The 19,617-nt window shown below is 69.9% G+C and carries 2 protein-coding genes (both only partly in view); both read left to right on the plus strand.

The window, feature by feature from the left end:
- A protein-coding gene (locus LZC95_19265) for an SDR family NAD(P)-dependent oxidoreductase (GenBank protein WXA98948.1) crosses the window boundary here: on the plus strand, positions 1-2,673 show its 3' portion. The gene continues 15,207 nt to the left of window position 1, outside the view; only the last 2,673 of its 17,880 coding nucleotides appear in the window; its start codon lies off the left edge, out of view; it ends in the stop codon at positions 2,671-2,673.
- Positions 2,657-19,617, plus strand: partial view of an SDR family NAD(P)-dependent oxidoreductase gene (locus tag LZC95_19270; GenBank protein WXA98949.1) — the 5' portion only. The gene runs 2,344 nt beyond the window's last position; 16,961 of the gene's 19,305 nt are visible here — the first part of the coding sequence; the start codon lies at positions 2,657-2,659; the stop codon falls past the right edge of the window. Before LZC95_19265 ends, LZC95_19270 begins: the two co-directional genes overlap by 17 nt.

A 19,617-nucleotide genomic window follows, 5' to 3' on the forward strand; every position in this document is an offset into this window, starting at 1 on the left:
GGCGCGCTGCATGGCCGCGGGGTTCGTGTGGATTGGCCCGCGTACTTCGGGCCTCTGGCGGCGCAGCGCGTGGAGCTTCCGACGTACGCGTTCCAGCGCGCCCGATTCTGGCTCGACGCACCGAAGAAGGGGCGCGCGAAGGCGGGGCATCCGTTGGTGGAGAGCATCGTGCGTTCCGCGCAAAGCGACGAGTACGTGTTCACGGGTCGGGTGTCGCCGGGCGAGCAGGCGTGGGTCGGCGAGCACCAGATCTTTGGCAAGACGCTCGTGCCCGGAACGGCGCTGGTGGAGCTCGCGTTGAGTGCGGCGCACCACGTGGGACTCGAGCAGCTCGAGGAGTTGACCCTCGAGGCTCCGATGCACGCTCCCTCCGAGGTCCAGGTCTCGGTGGGCGCCGTCGACGAGTCCGGTCGCCGACCCGTGGCGTTGTATGGCCGAAGAAAGGGTGAGGCGTGGACGCGGCACGCGACGGGGACCTTGTCGTCCGCAGGTGCGCCCGTCGCAGCGGAGCTTCGGGTGTGGCCGCCGGCGGGGGCCACGGCGTTGCCGGTGGAAGGTGTGTACGAGCGCCTTCGGCAGGCGGGCTACGGGTACGGTCCATCGTTCCAGGGCCTGCGCGCAGCCTGGCGGCGCGGCGACGAGCTTTTCGCCGAGGTCGAGCTTGCGCCCGAGCAAGAGACGCAAGGCTTCCTGGTGCACCCCGCGTTGTTCGACGCTGCGCTGCATGCGCTGGTCGTCGATGCCGGCGCGGAGGTGATGCTGCCCTTCGCATGGAGCGGGGTGCGCCTTCTCGCGGTCGGCGCAAGGCACCTGCGCGTGCGCATCGCCCACGGCGCCATGCACCTGGCCGACGCTGCCGGCGAGCCCGTGCTCACCGTGGATTCGCTCGTCAGCCGTCCCGTCTCCGCGACGCAACTCGCGCAAGCTGGTGTGACCGATGCGCTGTCGCATCTCGCATGGTCCGTGCGAGCCGCCGGCCCGGACGACCCCGCGCTGGACGTGGTCGTGGCGGAATTGACCCGCGCGGCCGGCCAAGACGAGATCGAAGCGGCGCACGAGGCGGTGCAGCACGCGCTATCGCGGGTTCAAGCCTGGGTAACAGAAGAGCGCAGCGCAACCCTGGTGCTGGTGACGCAAGGGGCGGTGAGCACGAACGCGGACGAAGGTGTCACCAACCCGGCGCACGCGGCGGTGTGGGGACTCGTGCGGAGCGCGCAGGCGGAAAACCCTGGGCATCGCATCGTGCTCGTCGACATCGATGGCAGCGAGGCATCGCGCGCAGCACTGCGCGGCGCGGTCGCAAGCGGTGAAGCGCAGATGGCCCTGCGGCAAGGTCGTTGCTTGGTGCCGAAGCTCGCCCCCGCGCGCAAGGCCGCGGGGCGTCCCTCCGCATGGTCGGAGACCGGAACGGTGCTGATCACCGGTGGGACCGGCTCGCTCGGCGGTCTTCTGGCCCGCCACCTGGTGCGCACCCACGGGGTCAAACACCTGCTGCTCACCTCCCGACGTGGCATCGAGGCCGACGGCGCGTCCGAGCTTCGCGCCGACCTCGAAGCCGCGGGCGCGTCCGTCACGATGGCCGCGTGCGACGCGGCCAACCGCTCCTCGCTGGAGGCGCTCCTGGCCACCATTCCGCAGGCCCACCCGCTAACGGCGGTGATCCACGCGGCGGGAGTGCTCGACGACGGTGTCTTCGAAGGGCTGACCCCCGAGCGCGTGCAGCATGTGATGCGCGCCAAGGTCGACGGCGCCGTGCACCTCGAAGCCCTGACCCGCTCGAGCGACCTTTCCCACTTCATCGTCTTCTCCTCGGTCGCGGGTGTTCTCGGCGGAGCGGGCCAAGCCAGCTACGCCGCGGCCAACGCCTTCCTCGATGCCTTTGCGCAATGCCATCCGGGCCGCGTGCAATCGCTGGCGTGGGGCCCCTGGGCGAGCGACGGCGGCATGACGTCGCACCTCACCGACGCCGATCGGCGCCGCATCGAGCGCGCCGGGTTGAAGCCCCTGTCGGCCGAGGAGGGCCTCGAGCTCTTCGACGCGGCCACTGCCCGCGCGGACGCAGCCCTCACGGTCGCGCGCTTCCATCATGCGCTGCGTGCCCGCACGTCGCCCCGCACGGCACGCAACGAAGCGACGGCATCGTCGCTGAAGGAGCGGTGGCTCGCCCTGCCGCCCGCGGAGCGCGAGCGCGCATCGCTCGAGATGGTGCGCGCCGAAGTGGCCGCCGTGCTGGGCATCGCCTCGGTGGGCGCCATCGATCCGCAAACCTCGTTGCAGATGCTCGGACTCGACTCGCTCATGGCCGTCGAGCTGCGCAATCGTCTTGGTGCTCGCACGGGCCTGCGCCTGCCGGCGACCGTCTTGTTCGATCATCCATCGCCGGCCGCGCTGACGAAACTCATTCGAGACAAACTCCTCTCCGACGAATCGCCCGCCGCCGCGACGGCCGCGGAACTCGACCGATTGGAGAACCATCTTTCTGCCTTGCACGCGAACGAAGCGTTGCGAGAAGCACTCACGATTCGGCTGCAGACGCTTTTGAGAAAGTGGTCGGGCGCCCGCGAAGCCAATGGCGGAGCGGAGTTCACCGACAAGGTCGATGCGGCGAACGTCGACGAGCTGCTTCACATCCTTGATCAGAGATTCGGAGAAGAAAATGTCGGTAGTTCGTGAGGAGAAGCTCGCTGGATACGTCAAGCGCCTGACGCATGAACTCCATGCGGCCGAAACACACGTTCGAAAGCTCGAAGAGAAGTTGCACGAGCCCATCGCCATCGTATCGATGGCCTGCCGTTACCCCGGTGGCGTAACCAAGCCCGAGGAGCTCTGGCAGCTGGTCGAGGAAGGGCGCGATGCCATCACGAGCTTCCCCGACAACCGCGGCTGGGATCTGGAATCGCTCTACGATCCCGATCCCGACGCGAGCGGCAAGAGCTACGTGCGCGAGGGCGGCTTCCTCCACGATGCCGACCGTTTCGACCCGGCCTTCTTCGGCATCAGCCCGCGCGAGACCTTGGCCATCGATCCCCAACAGCGTCTCCTGCTCGAGACGACCTGGGAATCGCTCGAGCGCGCGGGCATCGATCCCGTCGCGCTCCGTGGCTCGCAGACCGGCGTGTTCGTCGGCGTGATGTACAACGACTACAGCCAATTGGACGCGCCGGAGGACCTCGAGGGGTACGCCGGCATGGGCAGTGCGGGAAGCATTGCATCGGGGCGCATTGCCTACGCATTCGGCTGGCACGGCCCCACGGTCACCGTGGATACGGCGTGCAGCTCGTCGCTGGTGGCGGTCCACCTGGCGTGCCAGGCGTTGCGGCAGAACGAGTGCTCGCTCGCACTGGCCGGTGGTGTCACCGTCATGGCAACCCCGGGCGCGTTCATCGTCTTCAGCCGGCAGCGCGGACTCGCCACCGATGCGCGCTGCAAGTCGTTCGCGGCGGAGGCCGACGGTACGATTTGGTCCGAGGGCGTGGGCCTGCTCTTGCTCGAGCGTCTTTCCGACGCCAAGCGAAACGGCCACCCCATCGCCGGCATCGTTCGCGGGTCGGCGGTGAACCAGGACGGCCAGAGCCAGGGCCTCACGGCACCGAACGGGCCCGCGCAGGAAAGCGTGATCCGCCGCGCGCTCGAGAACGCGCAACTCGAGCCCCGAGACATCGACGCCATCGAGGCGCACGGCACGGGCACGTCGCTGGGCGATCCCATCGAGGCGCAGGCGCTGCTGGCCACGTACGGACACGCGCACTCTCAGGAGAAGCCGCTTTGGCTGGGCAGCCTCAAGTCCAACCTGGGCCATACGCAAGCAGCGGCGGGCGTTGCCGGCATCATCAAGATGGTGCTGGCGATGAAGCATGGCGTGCTGCCGAAGACGCTGCACGCGGAGAACCCGTCGGCGCACATCGATTGGTCGTCGGGGGCGATGCGGCTGCTGCAAGCTCCCGCGCCTTGGCTCGCCGGCTCCGAAACGCGCCGCGCGGCCGTTTCTTCCTTTGGTGTCTCGGGCACCAATGCGCATGTCATTCTCGAGGAGGTCCCTCGCTCCGCGCCCGCAGAAGCGGAGACGCCCGCGAACGCCGCGGCGATGCCGGCGGTACCGGTGATGCTGTCGGCCAAGGGCGAGGTGGCCTTGCGCGCGCAAGCGGCCGTGCTCCGCGGGTATCTGTGGGCACACCCGGAGCTCTCGCTCACCGACGTGGCGTACTCGCTTGCCACGAGCCGCGCGCACCTCGAAGACCGCGCGGTGATCGTGGCCGGCGAGCGTGCGGCGTTGATGACAGCGCTGGATGCGCTGGCCGCCGACGATGGCGCGGCGGCGCATGCAGTCATCGGCCGAATGGCGCACGCGGGCAAGCTTGCGCTGCTCTTCACGGGGCAGGGGAGCCAGCGGCCTGGAATGGCCCGCGGGCTGTACGACGCGTTTCCCGTGTTCCGGGAGGCTTTCGATGCGATCGACGAGCGCCTTGCGCGCGAGCTCGGTGAAGAGCGCCTCCTGCGCGACATCGTGTTCGCGGCGGAAGGCACCGAGGAAGCCGCACTGCTCGATCGAACGGTGTTCGCGCAGTCGGGGCTCTTCGCCCTGGAGGTTGCACTCTTCCGACTGTTGGAAAGCTGGGGGCTCATCCCGGACCTTCTCGCCGGCCACTCGATCGGCGAGCTGTCGGCTGCCCACGTCTCGGGCGTTCTCTCGCTCGACGATGCGTGCACCCTCGTGGGGGCACGGGCGCGTCTGATGCAAGCGCTGCCGAGCCGCGGTGCGATGATCGGTGTGCGCGCGACCGAAGGCGAGGTGCTCGCCCTCCTTGCCGATCATCCCGGGGCCGACATCGCCGCGGTCAACGGCCCCGAGTCGACGGTCGTCAGCGGTGTGCGCGAGGCCGTGGAGGCCATGGCGAAACACTTCGAGGCGGCGGGCCGCAAGACGGTGCGCCTCCGCGTGAGCCACGCGTTCCACTCCGTCGAGATGGACGGAATGCTCGAGGCCTTCGCCGCGGTGGCGCGAACGCTGACTTACCATGCACCGCGCATCCCCATCGTCTCGAACGTCACGGGACGGATCGCGAGCGAGGGCGAACTCGGTTCGCCCGAATACTGGGTGCGGCACGTGCGTCAGACCGTGCGCTTCCTGGACTCCGTGCGCGTGCTTTGCGCCGAGGGCGTGACGACGTTCCTCGAGCTCGGTCCTCACGGTGTGCTGTCGGCACTGGCCCGCGAGGGTGCGCCGGAGGAGACGCAAGCGGCGTTCGTGCCCGCGCTTCGAAAGGATCGCGCCGACGTGGAGGCCCTGCTGGGCGCCATCGGCGAGCTTCATACGCGCGGCCTTTCCCTGGATTGGCCCGCGTTCTTCCGCCCGGCGAACCCGCGGCGTGTCGACCTGCCCACGTACGCGTTCCAGAGGGAGCGGTTCTGGCTTGCCTCGAAACCGGCCCGCGGCGACATCGCGGAGCTCGGGGCGCCGGAGAAAGAGTTCTGGGGCGTCGTCGAAAGCGGCGACATCGAGGCGCTCAGCGGTGCCCTGCAGGTGGAGGACGACGGACACCGCAACGCGATTGCCGCGCTTCTTCCGCGCCTTTCGCAATGGCGGCGCCGGCAGCAGGAGCGAGGCATCCTCGAAGGGTGGCGCTACCGGGTCGTCTGGAAGACGCTCGCGCGGAGTGAATCGGCCCACGAGCCTCTCGGTGCATGGCTGCTGATCGTGCCCGCGCGGTTCGACGAAGACGTCGCGACCGTGCAGCGCGCGCTGGTGGAACATGGCGCCTCCGTTCACGTCGTTACGGTCTCCGAGGAACACGTGGACCGCGCAGCACTGGCCGCGACCTTGCGCGAACACGCGGGTGATTGGCGCGGGGTGTTGTCGCTGTTGTCGCTCGACGAGATGCCGCTGCCCGGGCACGAGCACGTGCCCGCGGGGTTGGGGCTCACACTCTCGCTGGTTCAAGCCCTGGGCGATGCCGGCATCGAGGCGCCGCTCTGGCTTCTCACGTGCGGCGCGGCCACGAGGCCCGTTGCATCGATGGTCTGGGGCCTCGGACGCGTGGTGGGGCTCGAGCATCCATCGCGGTGGGGCGGGCTCGTCGACATCGACGGTGCGCTCGATGCGGCCGCGTTGGAGTCATTGGCCGCGGTTTTGCGCGGCCTTGGCGACGAAGATCAACTGACGCTTCGCGATGGGCAGATCCTCGCGCGGCGGCTGGTGCGTGCTCCCTCCGACGAAGGCACCGCGCCGTCCGCCTTCGCGGCGCGCGGGGCGGTGCTCATCACGGGCGGTACCGGGGCGCTGGGTGGTCACGTGGCGCGCTGGTTCGCCGAGCACGGGGCCGAGCACTTGATGCTCGTGAGCCGGCGCGGTCCGGGTGCCCCGGGCGCCGAAGAGCTGCAAAAGGAGCTCGCCGATCGCGGGATCGGCGTCACCATCGCGGCGTGCGACGTGTCGGATCGAACCGCCGTGGACGCACTGCTCGGCGAGTTGCGCGCGCGCGGGATCCCATTGCGGAACGTCGTTCACACGGGCGGCGTGGCGCGCGAGCTCGCATTGGGCGCGACGAGCCTGGACGATTTGGCCGAGTCCCTCGCCGGCAAGGCGCATGGCGCGCAGCACCTGCACGATGCGCTGAAGGATGAACCGCTCGACACGTTCGTACTCTTTTCCTCGGGCGCCGGCGTTTGGGGCGGGGGCGGGCAAGGAGCCTATGCCGCCGCCAATGCCTACCTCGACGCGCTGGCGGAGCATCGCCGAGCCCATGGCCTGCCGGCCACGTCCATCGCCTGGGGCGCCTGGGCAGGCGGCGGCATGGTCGATGCGCGCGCCGCGGCCGAGTTCCGCCGCCGCGGCCTGCCGCCCATGTCCCCCGCGCTGGCCCTGACGGCGCTCGGCCATGCGCTTGCGCAGCGCGAGACGCAGCTCACCGTCGCCGACATCGAGTGGGCCCGTTTCGCACCGGCCTTCGCAGCGAGCCGGGTTCGCCCCCTGCTTCACGATCTTGCCGACGCGCGCCGCGCGCTCGAAGCCGCGGGTGACGCGCCCGATCGGATGTTCGCGGAGAGTGAACTCGTCACCAAACTGCGGCCTCTGTCGCCGGAGCAGCGATTGCGCCATCTCGTCGCCATGGTGCAGGCGGAGTCGGCCGCGGTGCTGGGGCACGCCGATGCGTCGCGGGTCGATGCCCGCAAAGGGTTCTTCGACGCGGGCCTCGATTCGCTGACCGCCGTGGAGCTTCGACAGCGCCTGCAAAAGGCCACGGGAATCAAACTGAAGGCCACGGTGACGTTCGATCACCCGACGCCCGAGCGCCTGGGCGCACACCTGCGTGATGCACTGGCGCCTGCATTGGGTGAAGCCGTGGCGCAGGAGCAGACGGCGCGGGCGCGTGCTTCGAGCGACGAGCCGGTGGCCATCGTCGGCATGGCGCTGCGCCTACCGGGCGGCGCCAACGATGCCGAGAGCTTCTGGAAGCTCTTGGAAGAGGGGCGCGACGCAGTCGGGCCCATCCCTTCGAGCCGCTGGGATAGCTCCGCGATCTACGACCCGGATCCCGAAACGCCGAACAAGAGCTACGTGCGCGAGGCCGCCATGCTCGACGGTGTCGACCTGTTCGACGCGGCGTTCTTCGGCATCAGTCCGCGCGAAGCCAAGTACGTCGATCCGCAGCATCGCTTGCTCCTGGAGACCAGCTGGCAAGCCCTCGAGCGCGCGAACATCGTCCCCGCATCGCTTCGGGATTCGCGCACGGGCGTCTTCGTGGGCGTGGCCAGCGGTGACTACCTTTCGCCGTATGCGGGCACCGAGGAGCTCGAGGCGTACGCGATTCAGGGCTCGCATTCCTCGTTCGCGGCGGGCCGTTTGGCCTTCACACTGGGCCTGCAGGGACCGGCGCTGTCGGTGGACACGGCGTGCTCCTCGTCGCTGGTGGCGCTGCACTTGGCCTGCCAGGCGCTGCGCCGGGGCGAGTGCGAGCTCGCGCTGGCAGCCGGTGTACAAGTCATGTCCTCGCCGGAGTCGTTCGTGGTCCTGTCGCGGGCACGTGCGCTGGCGGCCGACGGGCGCTCGAAGACGTTCTCGGCGAACGCCGACGGCTACGGGCGTGGCGAAGGTGTGGTGGTGCTCGCGTTGGAGCGCCTCGGCGATGCGCGCGCGCGTGGCCGCCAGGTGCTCGCCGTCGTTCGCGGCAGCGCCACGAACCACGACGGCGCCTCGAGCGGCATCACCGTGCCGAATGGTGCGGCGCAGGAAAAGGTGCTCCGCGCGGCGCTGCGAGACGCCGGCTTGGGACCGAACGATGTCGATGTCGTGGAGTGCCATGGCACCGGGACTTCCCTCGGCGATCCCATCGAGGTTCAAGCCGTCGCCGCCGTTTATGGACTAGGTCGAAGCGCCTCGAACCCCTTGCGGGTCGGCACCGTGAAGACGAACGTGGGGCACCTGGAGTCGGCCGCGGGCCTGGCGGGCGTGGCCAAGATGGTCGTCTCGCTGCAGCATGAAGCGCTGCCCGCGACGTTGCACACCTCGCCGCGCAATCCCCACCTCGAGTGGGACACGCTCGGTGTCGAGGTGGTCGACGGCCTGCGTTCCTGGCCCCGCAACGATGGTGGACGGCCGCGCCGTGCGGGAGTCTCCGCGTTCGGCCTTTCCGGGACGAATGCGCACGTCATCCTGGAAGAGGCGCCCCAGACGGAGGCTGAAAAGCCGACCGCGGTCGCGTCTGTCGCGTCTGTCGCGTCTGTCGCGTTTCCCGTTCTTCTCTCCGGCCGGAGCGCGGAGGCGCTGCACGCGCAAGCCGCGCAGCTCGCCGAGCACCTGGCCGCTCACCCCGAGCTGACGCTGGCCGAGGTTGCCCACGCGTTGGCGACGAGCCGCACGCACTTCGAGCACCGCGCATCGTTCGTCGTGCGCGATCGACATGGCTTGAACGAGTCCCTGGGATCCCTCGTTCGAGGTGGCGTTTCGTCGACCCAAAGCGGTGCGGGCAAGCTCGCATTCCTTTTCACGGGGCAAGGCAGCCAGAGGGCGGGCATGGGCCGAGCGCTCTACGAAGCGTTCCCCACGTTCCGTGCGGCGCTCGATGCCGCTTGCACCCTGATCGATCGGGAGCTCGCGGCGCAGGGCCCGTCGCTGCGCGAGGTGCTGTTCGCCGCCGAGAGCACGCTTCTGGACCGAACGATGTACGCGCAAACGGCCCTGTTTGCGTTGGAGGTCGCGCTCTTCCGTCTCGTGGAGAGCTGGGGTATCGAGCCCGATCTTCTGCTGGGTCACTCGATCGGTGAGCTCGTCGCCGCGCACGTCGCCGGCGTGCTCTCCCTCGAGGACGCATGCAAACTGGTCGGCGCCCGCGCGCGACTCATGCAGGCACTGCGTGAGGACGGGGCGATGGTCACCGTCCGCGCGACCGAGGACGAGGTGCGCGCTGCGCTTCGTGGTCCGGGCGCCTGCATCGCGGCCGTCAACGCTTCCGACTCCACCGTCGTCTCCGGCGACGAAGACGCCGTGCTCGAGCTCGCGAAGCACTTCGAAGCGCTGGGCCGCAAGACCACGCGGTTGCGCGTGAGCCATGCGTTTCACTCGCACCACATGGATGGCATGCTCCAGGCGTTCGGCCGGGTGGCCCGTAGCCTCACGTACCACGCGCCGCGCATCGCCATCGTGTCCAACGTGACCGGGGCGGTGGCCCGCAAGGACGAGCTCTGCTCGTGGGAGTACTGGGTCCGGCACGTGCGCGAAGCCGTCCTGTTCGCACAGGGCATCCGCACGCTCGAGCGTGAAGGCGTGCGCACCTTCCTGGAGCTCGGCCCGCACGGCGTGCTGTCGGCGCTGGGCCAAGACGTGCTCGGTGGCGACGACGGGACCGATTTCGTCGCGATGCTGCGCAACGGGCGCGACGAAGTGGAAACGCTGAGCGCGGCCATCGCGGCGCTGCACGATCGCGGGCAGGACGTCGGTTGGGGCGCGTTCTTCGCACCGCTGGGGGCCCGTCGCATCGAGCTCCCGACCTATGCCTTCCAGCGCGAGCGATTCTGGCTTGATGCGCCGAAGAAGGCGCCCGCCATCCAGGGGACGGACGATACCGAGTTCTGGACCGCCGTCGAACGAGGCGACGCGCGTTCGCTGGGCGACGCGCTGCAGGTCGAGGACGAGGCGCACCGCAGCGCTCTCGCCGAGCTGCTTCCCCGGCTATCGCAGTGGCGTCGTCGCCGTCAGCAAGAGAGCACCATCGACGGGTGGCGCTACCGCATCGTGTGGAAACCTCTCGACCGGGGCGAGACGATCCCGCTCGCGGGCACGTGGCTCCTCGTGGTTCCCGCGCGTCTCGCCGATGACCCGGGTGTCGACGCCTTGCGCGCAGCCCTGATCGAGCGCGGCGCCTCCGTGGTGACCGTCACCGACGACGCCGTGGATCGCAAGGTCCTCGAGGCGGCGTTGCAGCAAGCCCCGCGCGAGCTCGACGGCGTACTCTCGCTTTTGGCGCTCGACGAAACGCCCTTGGCCGACCGAGTGCCCGTCGGACTCGCCCTGACGGTGGCCCTCGTGCAGGCGCTCGGCGACGCAGGCATCGGCGCGCCCTTGTGGCTGCTCACCCGCGGTGCGGTGGCACCGCAGGCACCTGAGCGCGCGACGGTCGAGCGCCCGCTTCAATCCATGATCTGGGGCCTGGGGCGCGTGGTGGGTCTCGAGCACCCCGAGCGATGGGGCGGCATCGTCGATGCGGGCGATGCACTCGATGCGAAGGTGCTCGACGTCCTCGCGGCATCGGCACGCACCGGCGAGAATCAACTGGCGCTGCGCAACGGCAGCGTGTACGCACGCCGTCTCGTTCGCGCGCCCGGAACCGAGCCCGCCTCGGCCCAGGCCTTCGCGATGCGGGGCACCGTGCTGATCACCGGCGGCACCGGTGCGCTCGGTGGTCACGTCGCGCGCTGGTTCGCGGCCCGTGGCGCGGAACACGTGCTGCTGGTGAGCCGGCGCGGCCCCGACGCCCCGGGCGCCGCCGACTTGCAGGCGGAGCTCGGCGCGCTCGGTGTTCGCGTGACCCTCGCATCGTGCGATGCATCGGATCGATCGTCGCTCGAGGCCGTGCTGGCATCCATCCCCGCCGAGTACCCGCTGACCGTGGTGGTGCACGCGGCGGGGACGCTCGACGACGGGCTGCTCGGCTCCCTCACCCCGGAGCGACTCGCATTCGTGGTCCGTGCGAAGGTCGATGCAGCCGTGCACTTGGACGCGCTCACGCAGGCGCACCCCGTCTCGGCGTTCATCCTGTTTTCGTCCGTATCCGGCGTGATCGGCAGCCCCGGGCAGGCCAACTATGCTGCGGCCAATGCCTTCCTCGACGCCCTGGCCGAGCATCGCCGGGCGCGCGGGTTGCCGGCGACGTCGGTCGCCTGGGGCGCGTGGGCCGGCGGTGGCATGCTCAACGAGCGGGCCGCGGCCGAGGTGCGGCGGCGAGGCATGTCGCCCATGGATCCCTCGCTCGCGATGGCCGCACTCGGCCGCGCCCTCGAGCGGGACGAGACGAACCTCACCGTGGCCGACATCGCATGGGCACGCGCCGGCGCGGCCCTCGCGGCTCCGCTTTTCCGCGACCTGCCCGACGCGCGCCGGGAGGCCTCGAGCGCATCGGCACAAGCCTCGGAAGGGGAGCTCCTCGCGCGGCTGCGATCGCTGCCGGCCGACGAGCAATTGCGCCATCTCGTCACCCTGGTCCAGTCGGAGACGGCGGCGGTCCTCGGCCACGGCGAGCCGGCGAAGCTCGACGTGCACAAGGGCTTCTTCGACCTGGGCCTCGACTCGCTGACCGCGCTGGAGCTGCGCCGGCGGTTGCAAAAGGCAACGGGCGTCAAGCTGCCGAAGACCCTGACGTTCGATCACCCGACACCGGAACACGTCGCGCGCCTTTTGCTGGGCGGCGTCGAGGCCCACGTTCGCAGCGCCCGGCCGGTGGTCCTCGTCTCGGGCAACGAGCCTGTGGCCATCGTGGGCATGGCCCTGCGGCTGCCGGGCGGCGCCGACGACGCGCAGACCTTCTGGAAGCTGTTGGAAGAGGGACGCGACACCGTGGGTCCCATTCCGGAGAGCCGCTGGGACAACCTCGCGGTCTACGATCCGAATCCCGAAGCGCCGAACAAGAGCTACGTCCGCGAAGCCGCCATGCTCGACGGCGTGGACCTCTTCGACGCGGCGTTCTTCGGCATCAGCCCGCGCGAAGCCAAGTACGTCGACCCGCAGCATCGGCTGCTCCTCGAGGCGAGCTGGGAGGCACTCGAGCGCGCGAGCATCGTGCCCGGTTCGCTGAAAGACTCACGGACGGGGGTGTTCGTCGGCGTGGGCGCAGGCGAGTACACCCCGCCGCAGGATTCCCCCGAGGAGGTGTACGCTATCCAAGGGACGCGGTCATCGTTCGCCGCGGGCCGATTGGCCTTCACCTTGGGCCTACAAGGCCCTGCGCTGTCGCTCGACACGGCGTGCTCCTCGTCGTTGGTGGCGCTTCATCTGGCCTGCCAGGCGTTGCGCCGTGGCGAGTGCGATCTCGCCCTCGCAGCCGGTGTGCAAGTCATGGCCGCCCCCGAGGCGTTCGTGGCCCTCTCCCGCGTGCGGGCGCTCTCGCCCGACGGTCGCTCGAAGACGTTCTCGGCCAACGCCGATGGCTATGGCCGCGGCGAAGGCGTGGTGGTTCTCGCGTTGGAACGGCAGGCGGACGCGCGTGCGCGCGGGCACCACGTGCTCGCACTCGTGCGTGGAAGCGCCACCAACCACGACGGCGCATCGAGCGGCATCACCGTGCCGAACGGAACCTCGCAGCAGAAGGTGTTGCGCGCCGCGCTGGGCGATGCAGGCCTCGAGCCGCGCGACGTCGATGTCGTGGAGTGCCACGGCACCGGCACGGCCCTGGGCGATCCCATCGAGGTGCAGGCGCTTGCCGCGGTCTACGGCGAGGGTCGAAGCGCCGAGCGTCCGCTGCTGCTCGGTGCCGTCAAGACGAACGTGGGCCATTTGGAGGCCGCGGCCGGCCTCGTGGGCGTCGCGAAGATGCTCGTCTCGCTGCAACACGGCCACCTGCCCGCGACCTTGCACACGACGCCGCGCAACCCGAACGTCGAGTGGGATGCACTTCCGATTCGCATCGTGGATGCCCTGAGGCCGTGGCCGCGGCCGGAGGATGGCAGCCCCCGACGCGCCGCGATCTCGTCGTTCGGGCTCTCGGGCACCAATGCGCACGTGATCGTCGAGGAAGATCTCACCCCGGCACCCGTTGCGCCGGAAGCGCGCCCGGACATGCCCGTCGTGCCCGTGCTGGTCTCGGGCAAGAGCGAAGCCGCAGTGCACGCGCAGGCCGCGCGCCTGCTCGAGCACGTGATCGCGCACCCCGATCTCGATGTGCGCGACGTGGCCCATTCCCTGAGCACGACGCGCTCGCACTTCGAGCACCGCGCCGCCTTCATCGCCACGGATCGCGCCGAGCTGACCGGTGGCCTCGAGGCTTTCGTGCGCGGCCTCCCGCACCCCCGTGCCGTCATGGCACGGAGCAGCGAGGGAGGCCGCCTGGCTGTGTTGTTCACGGGCCAAGGCAGCCAGCGAGCCGGCATGGGCAGGGAGCTGTACGAGGCGTTCCCCGTCTTCCGTGACACGCTCGATGCGATTTGTGCTCACCTCGATCGGGAACTCGGAGAGCGGCTGCAGGCCGTGCTGTTCGCCGAGGGGGAGCGGCTCGATGAGACCCTGTTCACGCAGACGGCTTTGTTTGCGCTGGAGGTGGCACTCTATCGGCTGCTCGAAAGCTGGGGCGTCCGAGCGGACGTGCTCCTGGGGCATTCGATCGGCGAGCTCGTGGCCGCGCACGTGGCGGGGGTGTTCTCGCTGGAGGATGCCTGCACGCTGGTTGCGGCCCGCGCGCGTCTCATGCAGGCGCTGCCCCGAGGTGGCGCCATGGTCACGGTGCAGGCGTCCGAGCAGGAGGTCCTCGAGGTGCTCGCCCGCATCACCGGAGCGTGCATCGCGGGCCTCAACGCGCCCATGTCGACGGTCATCAGCGGCGACGAGGCCGCGGTGCAGAGCATCGCACGCGACTTCGCGGCACGGGGTCGCAAGGTCACACCGCTGCGCGTCAGCCACGCGTTCCACTCGCAGCATATGGACGGAATGCTGGAGGCCTTCGGACAGGTGGCCCGGCGCCTCACGTACTCGCCGCCGCGCATCCCCATCGTGTCGAACGTCACGGGCAAGGTGGTGTCCGAGCACGAGCTTGGGTCGTGGGAGTACTGGACGAAGCAAGTCCGCGAGACTGTGCGCTTCTCGGATGGCATCCGCACGCTGCACGCCGAAGGGGTGCGCACCTTCCTCGAGCTGGGGCCGCACGGCGTGCTGTCGGCGCTGGGGCGCGAGTCCTTGACGGGCGACGCCGCCGAGGAGACGGCTTTCCTCACGGTGCTGCGAAAGGATCGCAAGGAGCCCGAGACCTTGGGCCTCGCGCTGGGCAGCTTGCATGGCCGCGGACAGCGCATCGACTGGAGTGCGTTCTTCGCACCGTGGAGCGCTCAGCTCGCCGAACTACCGACGTACGCGTTTCAGCGTGAGCGATTCTGGTTCGACGTGGACCGAACCGCGCGCAAGGGCGAAACCGCGGATTTGTGGGACGCCGTCGAAGCGCTGCAACTCGAAGGCGACGACGATCGCGCAGCGTTGGCGACGTTGCTGCCGAAGCTGTCGAGCTGGCGCCGCCGTCGCCAGGAGCAAAGCACCGTCGATGGATGGCGCTACCGCGTGATCTGGAAGCGCGCCGCCAAGCGCGCAACCGTATCCCTTTCCGGGCAGTGGCTGCTCGTGGTTTCGCCGGCGAGCGATGCGTTGGTTGCGGCCCTGAGCGAGGTGCTCGGCACGGTGAACGTGCTCGAGGTGTCCGACACCGCGCCGCTGGCCGAGCAACTGCGCGCCGCGGACGTGGCGAACATGCGCGGTGTCCTGTCGTTGCTCGCCCTCGACGAGGCGGCGGGCCTCGGGCGCACGTTGTCGCTCGTGCAGGCGCTCGCGGAGCTAGGAAATACCGCGCCTCTCTGGCTGCTGACCCAAGGTGCGGTGAGCGTTGGCGCCTCGGATCGATTGGAGCACCCGACGCAGTCGATGGCTTGGGGCTTCGGCCGCGTTGTCGGCCTGGAGTACCCCGCGATGTGGGGCGGTCTCGTCGACCTGGACGAGGCGGGAACATGGAAGCAGACCCTCGGCGCGGTGCTGGATGGCGGCGACGAAGATCAGGTCGCGCTGCGCGGGGGAGACATCCACGTGCGCCGCTTGGTCCGCGCTCCCCGTTCGCGTGCGGCGACGACGGAGAAACCGGTTCGCGGTGCGGTCCTGATCACGGGCGGGACCGGCGCGCTGGGAGCCCACGTGGCGCGGTGGTACGCGGAGCGCGGCGCCGAGCACATCGTGCTGGTGAGCCGCCGCGGCGCGGATGCACCGGGGGCGAATGCGCTGAACGGCGAACTGGAGGCCCGCGGCGTACGGGTCACACTCGCCGCGTGCGATGTCGCGAAAAAGGCGGACATCGCGCAGCTCCTGAACGAGCTGGACGCCCAAGGCATCGCGCTTCGAAGCGTCGTGCACGCGGGCGGTGTGGCGCAGGAGAAGCCGCTGGCGGCGACCACCCCGTCGGATCTCGACGAAGCGCTCGCGGGCAAGGTGCACGGAGCGCAACATCTGCACGAGCTGCTCGGGGAGCGTCCGCTCGACGCCTTCGTGCTCTTCTCGTCCGCGGCCAGCGTTTGGGGCGGCGGACGGCAGAGCGCTTATTCCGCTGCGAACGCGTACCTGGATGCGCTGGCCGAGCATCGCCGCGCGCACGGGTTGCCTGCCACGGCCATCGCGTGGGGTGCGTGGGCGGGCGGCGGCATGGCCGACGCACGCGCCCTTGTCGAACTGGGCCGCCGTGGCATGTCGGCGCTGCCGCCGGCGCTCGCGATGACGGCGTTTGGCCAGGCCCTCGACGACGACGAGACGAACCTCACGGTCGTGGACCTCGATTGGGCACGCTTCGCCCCGGCCTTCGCCGCCGCGCGCGTGCGGCCGCTGTTGCACGATCTTCCCGAGGCACGCGCCGCCATCGACGCCGCTCCGGCGACCGAGGCGGACAACGCCATCGTGCACGCGTTGCGTCCCCTCACACCGGCGGAGCGCCTGCGGCACCTGGTCGCGGTGGTCCGCACCGAGTTGGGGGCTGTGCTGGGCCACGCCGATGCGTCGCGGATCGATCCGCGCACCGGCTTCTTCGACCTGGGACTCAACTCGCTCACCGCCGTGGAGCTCCGACAGCGCCTGCAGAAGGCCATCGGCATCCCGTTGCCGGCCACCATCACGTTCGACCACCCGACACCGGAGCGCGCAGCGCTTTACGTGCGCGACACCCTGGCGCCGGCGCTGGGTGAGACCGTGGTTCGCACGCAGGAGACGCGGGCACGTGTGTCGAGCGACGAGCCGGTGGCCATCGTGGGCATGGCGCTGCGCCTGCCCGGCGGCGCGACCGATGCGGAAAGCTTCTGGCGCGTGCTCGAGCAGGGCACCGACACCGTCGGCCCCATTCCGGAAAACCGCTGGGACGCGACGATGTACGATCCCGATCCCGAAGCTCCGAACAAGAGCTACGTGCGCGAGGCCGCGACGCTCGAGGACGTGGACCTCTTCGATGCCTCGTTCTTTGGCATCAGCCCGCGCGAAGCGAAGTTCGTGGACCCGCAGCATCGGCTGCTGCTGGAGACGAGCTGGCAAGCGCTCGAGCGCGCGGGCATCGTTCCCGGGGCGCTGAAGGACTCCCAGACGGGCGTGTTCATCGGCATCGGCGCCGGCGACTACCCCTCCGTGCAAGGAGGCGCCGAGGAGGCCGAGGCGTATGCCCTGCAAGGAACGGCGCTGTCGTTCGCGGCAGGTCGTCTGGCCTTCACCTTGGGCCTGCAGGGACCGGCCTTGTCGGTGGACACGGCGTGCTCCTCGTCGCTGGTGGCATTGCACCTGGCCTGCCAGGCATTGCGCAGGGGCGAGTGCGAGCTTGCCCTGGCGGCGGGCGTGAACGTCATGGCGTCGGCCGAAGCCTTCGTCCTTCTCTCGCGAACGCGGGCGCTGGCGGCCGACGGGCGGTCCAAGACATTCTCGGCCCATGCGAACGGCTACGGGCGCGGCGAAGGCGTCGTGGTGCTCGCATTGGAGCGCCTTGCCGATGCTCGGGCGCGCGGGCACGAGGTGCTCGCACTCGTGCGGGGCAGCGCCACGAACCATGATGGCGCTTCGAGCGGCATCACCGTGCCGAACGGCACCGCGCAACAAAAGGTGCTTCGCGCGGCCCTTCACGACGCGGGAATCGGTCCGAAGGACGTGGACGTCGTGGAGTGCCACGGCACCGGGACGTCCTTGGGCGATCCCATCGAGGTGCAAGCCTTGGCCGCGGTCTACGGCGAAGGACGGAGCTCCGAGCGCCCGCTGCGGATCGGCGCACTCAAGACGAACGTGGGGCACTTGGAGGCTGCATCGGGCTTGGCTGGCGTGGCCAAAATGGTCGTATCGCTGCAGCACGGGCATCTGCCCGCGACCTTGCATACGACACCGCGCAATCCGCACGTCGAATGGGCGGCCCTTCCCGTGCACGTCGTCGATGCGTTGCAGCCGTGGGCGCGCCACGAAGATGGTACGCCGCGCCGTGCGGGCGTCTCGTCGTTCGGCCTTTCGGGCACCAATGCCCATGTCATCCTGGAAGAGGCGCCCGTGCAGGCCACGCCCGCCCTCGAGGGCCCGAAGGCCGGAACGCCCGTGCCGGTGCTGCTGTCGGCAAAGAGCGAAGCGGCCCTGCGTGCGCAAGCCGCGCGACTCGGAGAGCATCTCGCCGCGCACCCCGAGCTCGGGCTCGAGGACATCGCCTACTCGCTGGCAACCAGCCGCACGCACTTCGAGCATCGCGCGGCGCTCGTAGCCGCCGACCGCACCGAGTTGGCATCGGCGCTCGCGTCGCTCGGTCAAGGCGGTGCGAGCCTGCGCCCCTCCACGGGGCGGCTCGCGGTGCTCTTCACCGGGCAGGGGAGCCAGCGGGCGGGCATGGGGCGCGCCCTTTACGACGCGTTCCCGCTCTTTCGCGAAACCCTCGACGCCCTTTGCCGTGAGCTCGACCGCGAGCTCGGAGCCGATCGGCCCTTGCGCGACGTCATGTTCGCCGCGGAGGAAACCGACGACGCGGCACTTTTGGACCAAACGGCGTTCACGCAGACCGCGCTCTTTGCGCTGGAGGTCGCGCTCTTCCGGCTCGTCGAGAGCTGGGGCATCGTGCCCGACCTTCTCCTGGGCCACTCGATCGGCGAGCTCGTGGCCGCACACGTCGCCGGGGTTCTCAGCCTGGAGGACGCGTGCAAGCTCGTGGGGGCACGGGCGCGCCTGATGCAGGTCCTGCCGGGCAAGGGCGCCATGTTCGGCGTGCAGGCCACCGAGGACGAGGTCCTTCCGCTTCTCGGCGGCGCTGACATCGCAGCGCTCAACGGCCCCTCGTCGACCATCGTCAGCGGCGACGAATCGGCGGTGGAGCGCATCGCGAAGCACTTCGAAGCGCTCGGACGCAAAACGACGCGGCTGCGCGTCAGCCACGCCTTCCACTCGGCGCAGATGGACGGCATGCTCGAGGAGTTCGCGCGTGTCGCCGGCGGGCTCACCTACCATCCGCCGCGCATCCCGATCGTGTCGAACGTCACGGGCCGGCTCGCGGAGGCGGGCGAGCTTGGCTCCGCCGAGTACTGGGTGAAGCACGTTCGCCGGGCCGTGCGCTTCGTCGACGGCGTTCGCACACTTCGCGAGGAACGTGTCACCACCTTCCTCGAGCTCGGTCCGCATGCCGTGCTCTCTGCGCTCGGACAAGAGACCGCCTCGGGCGACGGCCACGAGGCCTCCATCTTCGTACCGTCGCTGCGCAAGGGCCGGCCCGAGATCGCCACCTTGATGGCCGCCGTCGGCAGCTTGCATGGTCGCGGTCAGGCCGTGGATTGGGCGGCCTTCTTCGCGCCGTCCCAACCGCGCCGTGTGGCGCTGCCCACGTACGCCTTCCAGGGCGAGCGATTCTGGCGCACCGTATCGAAACCATCGTCCACCGCGCTGGGCGAACCTGCGAGCCGGTACTTCCTCGCGGGACGAAAGCTCGATCTGCCCGACGGCTCGGTTCTTCACACCGTGGAGATTGGACCGGCGTTCCAAACCTACCTTCGCGACCACATCGTCTACGGGCGCGTCGTCGTGCCGGGTGCGTTCGTCTTGGCCGTGTTCCTCGCCGTGGCGGAATCGCATTGGCCGGAGCAGCCCGTCGAGCTGCGCGATGTCGAGTTCGTGCGCGCCATGACCTTCGAGCAGCCGACGGAATTCGCGTTGGCCCACGTCCAACTCACGCCGGCGAACGACGGCAGCTCGGGCTTCTTCGCCACCATCGCCAGCCAGCGTGAAGGCGTCTGGGTCACCCACGCCCGCGGCCGCATCGGGCCCGTGGCCTCGGGCCAGCTCCAGCCGGCCGCGCCCTTGCCCGACTACCCCGCGGATCGGCCGTCCATCTCGTTCCCGCAGGTCGTCGAGCACTTCCACGTGCGCGGCATGGACTGGGGGCCGCAGTGGGGTTGGCTGCG

This window comes from Sorangiineae bacterium MSr12523 (assembly GCA_037157775.1).
In the GTDB taxonomy this organism is placed as follows: domain Bacteria; phylum Myxococcota_A; class Polyangia; order Polyangiales; family Polyangiaceae; genus Pendulispora; species Pendulispora brunnea.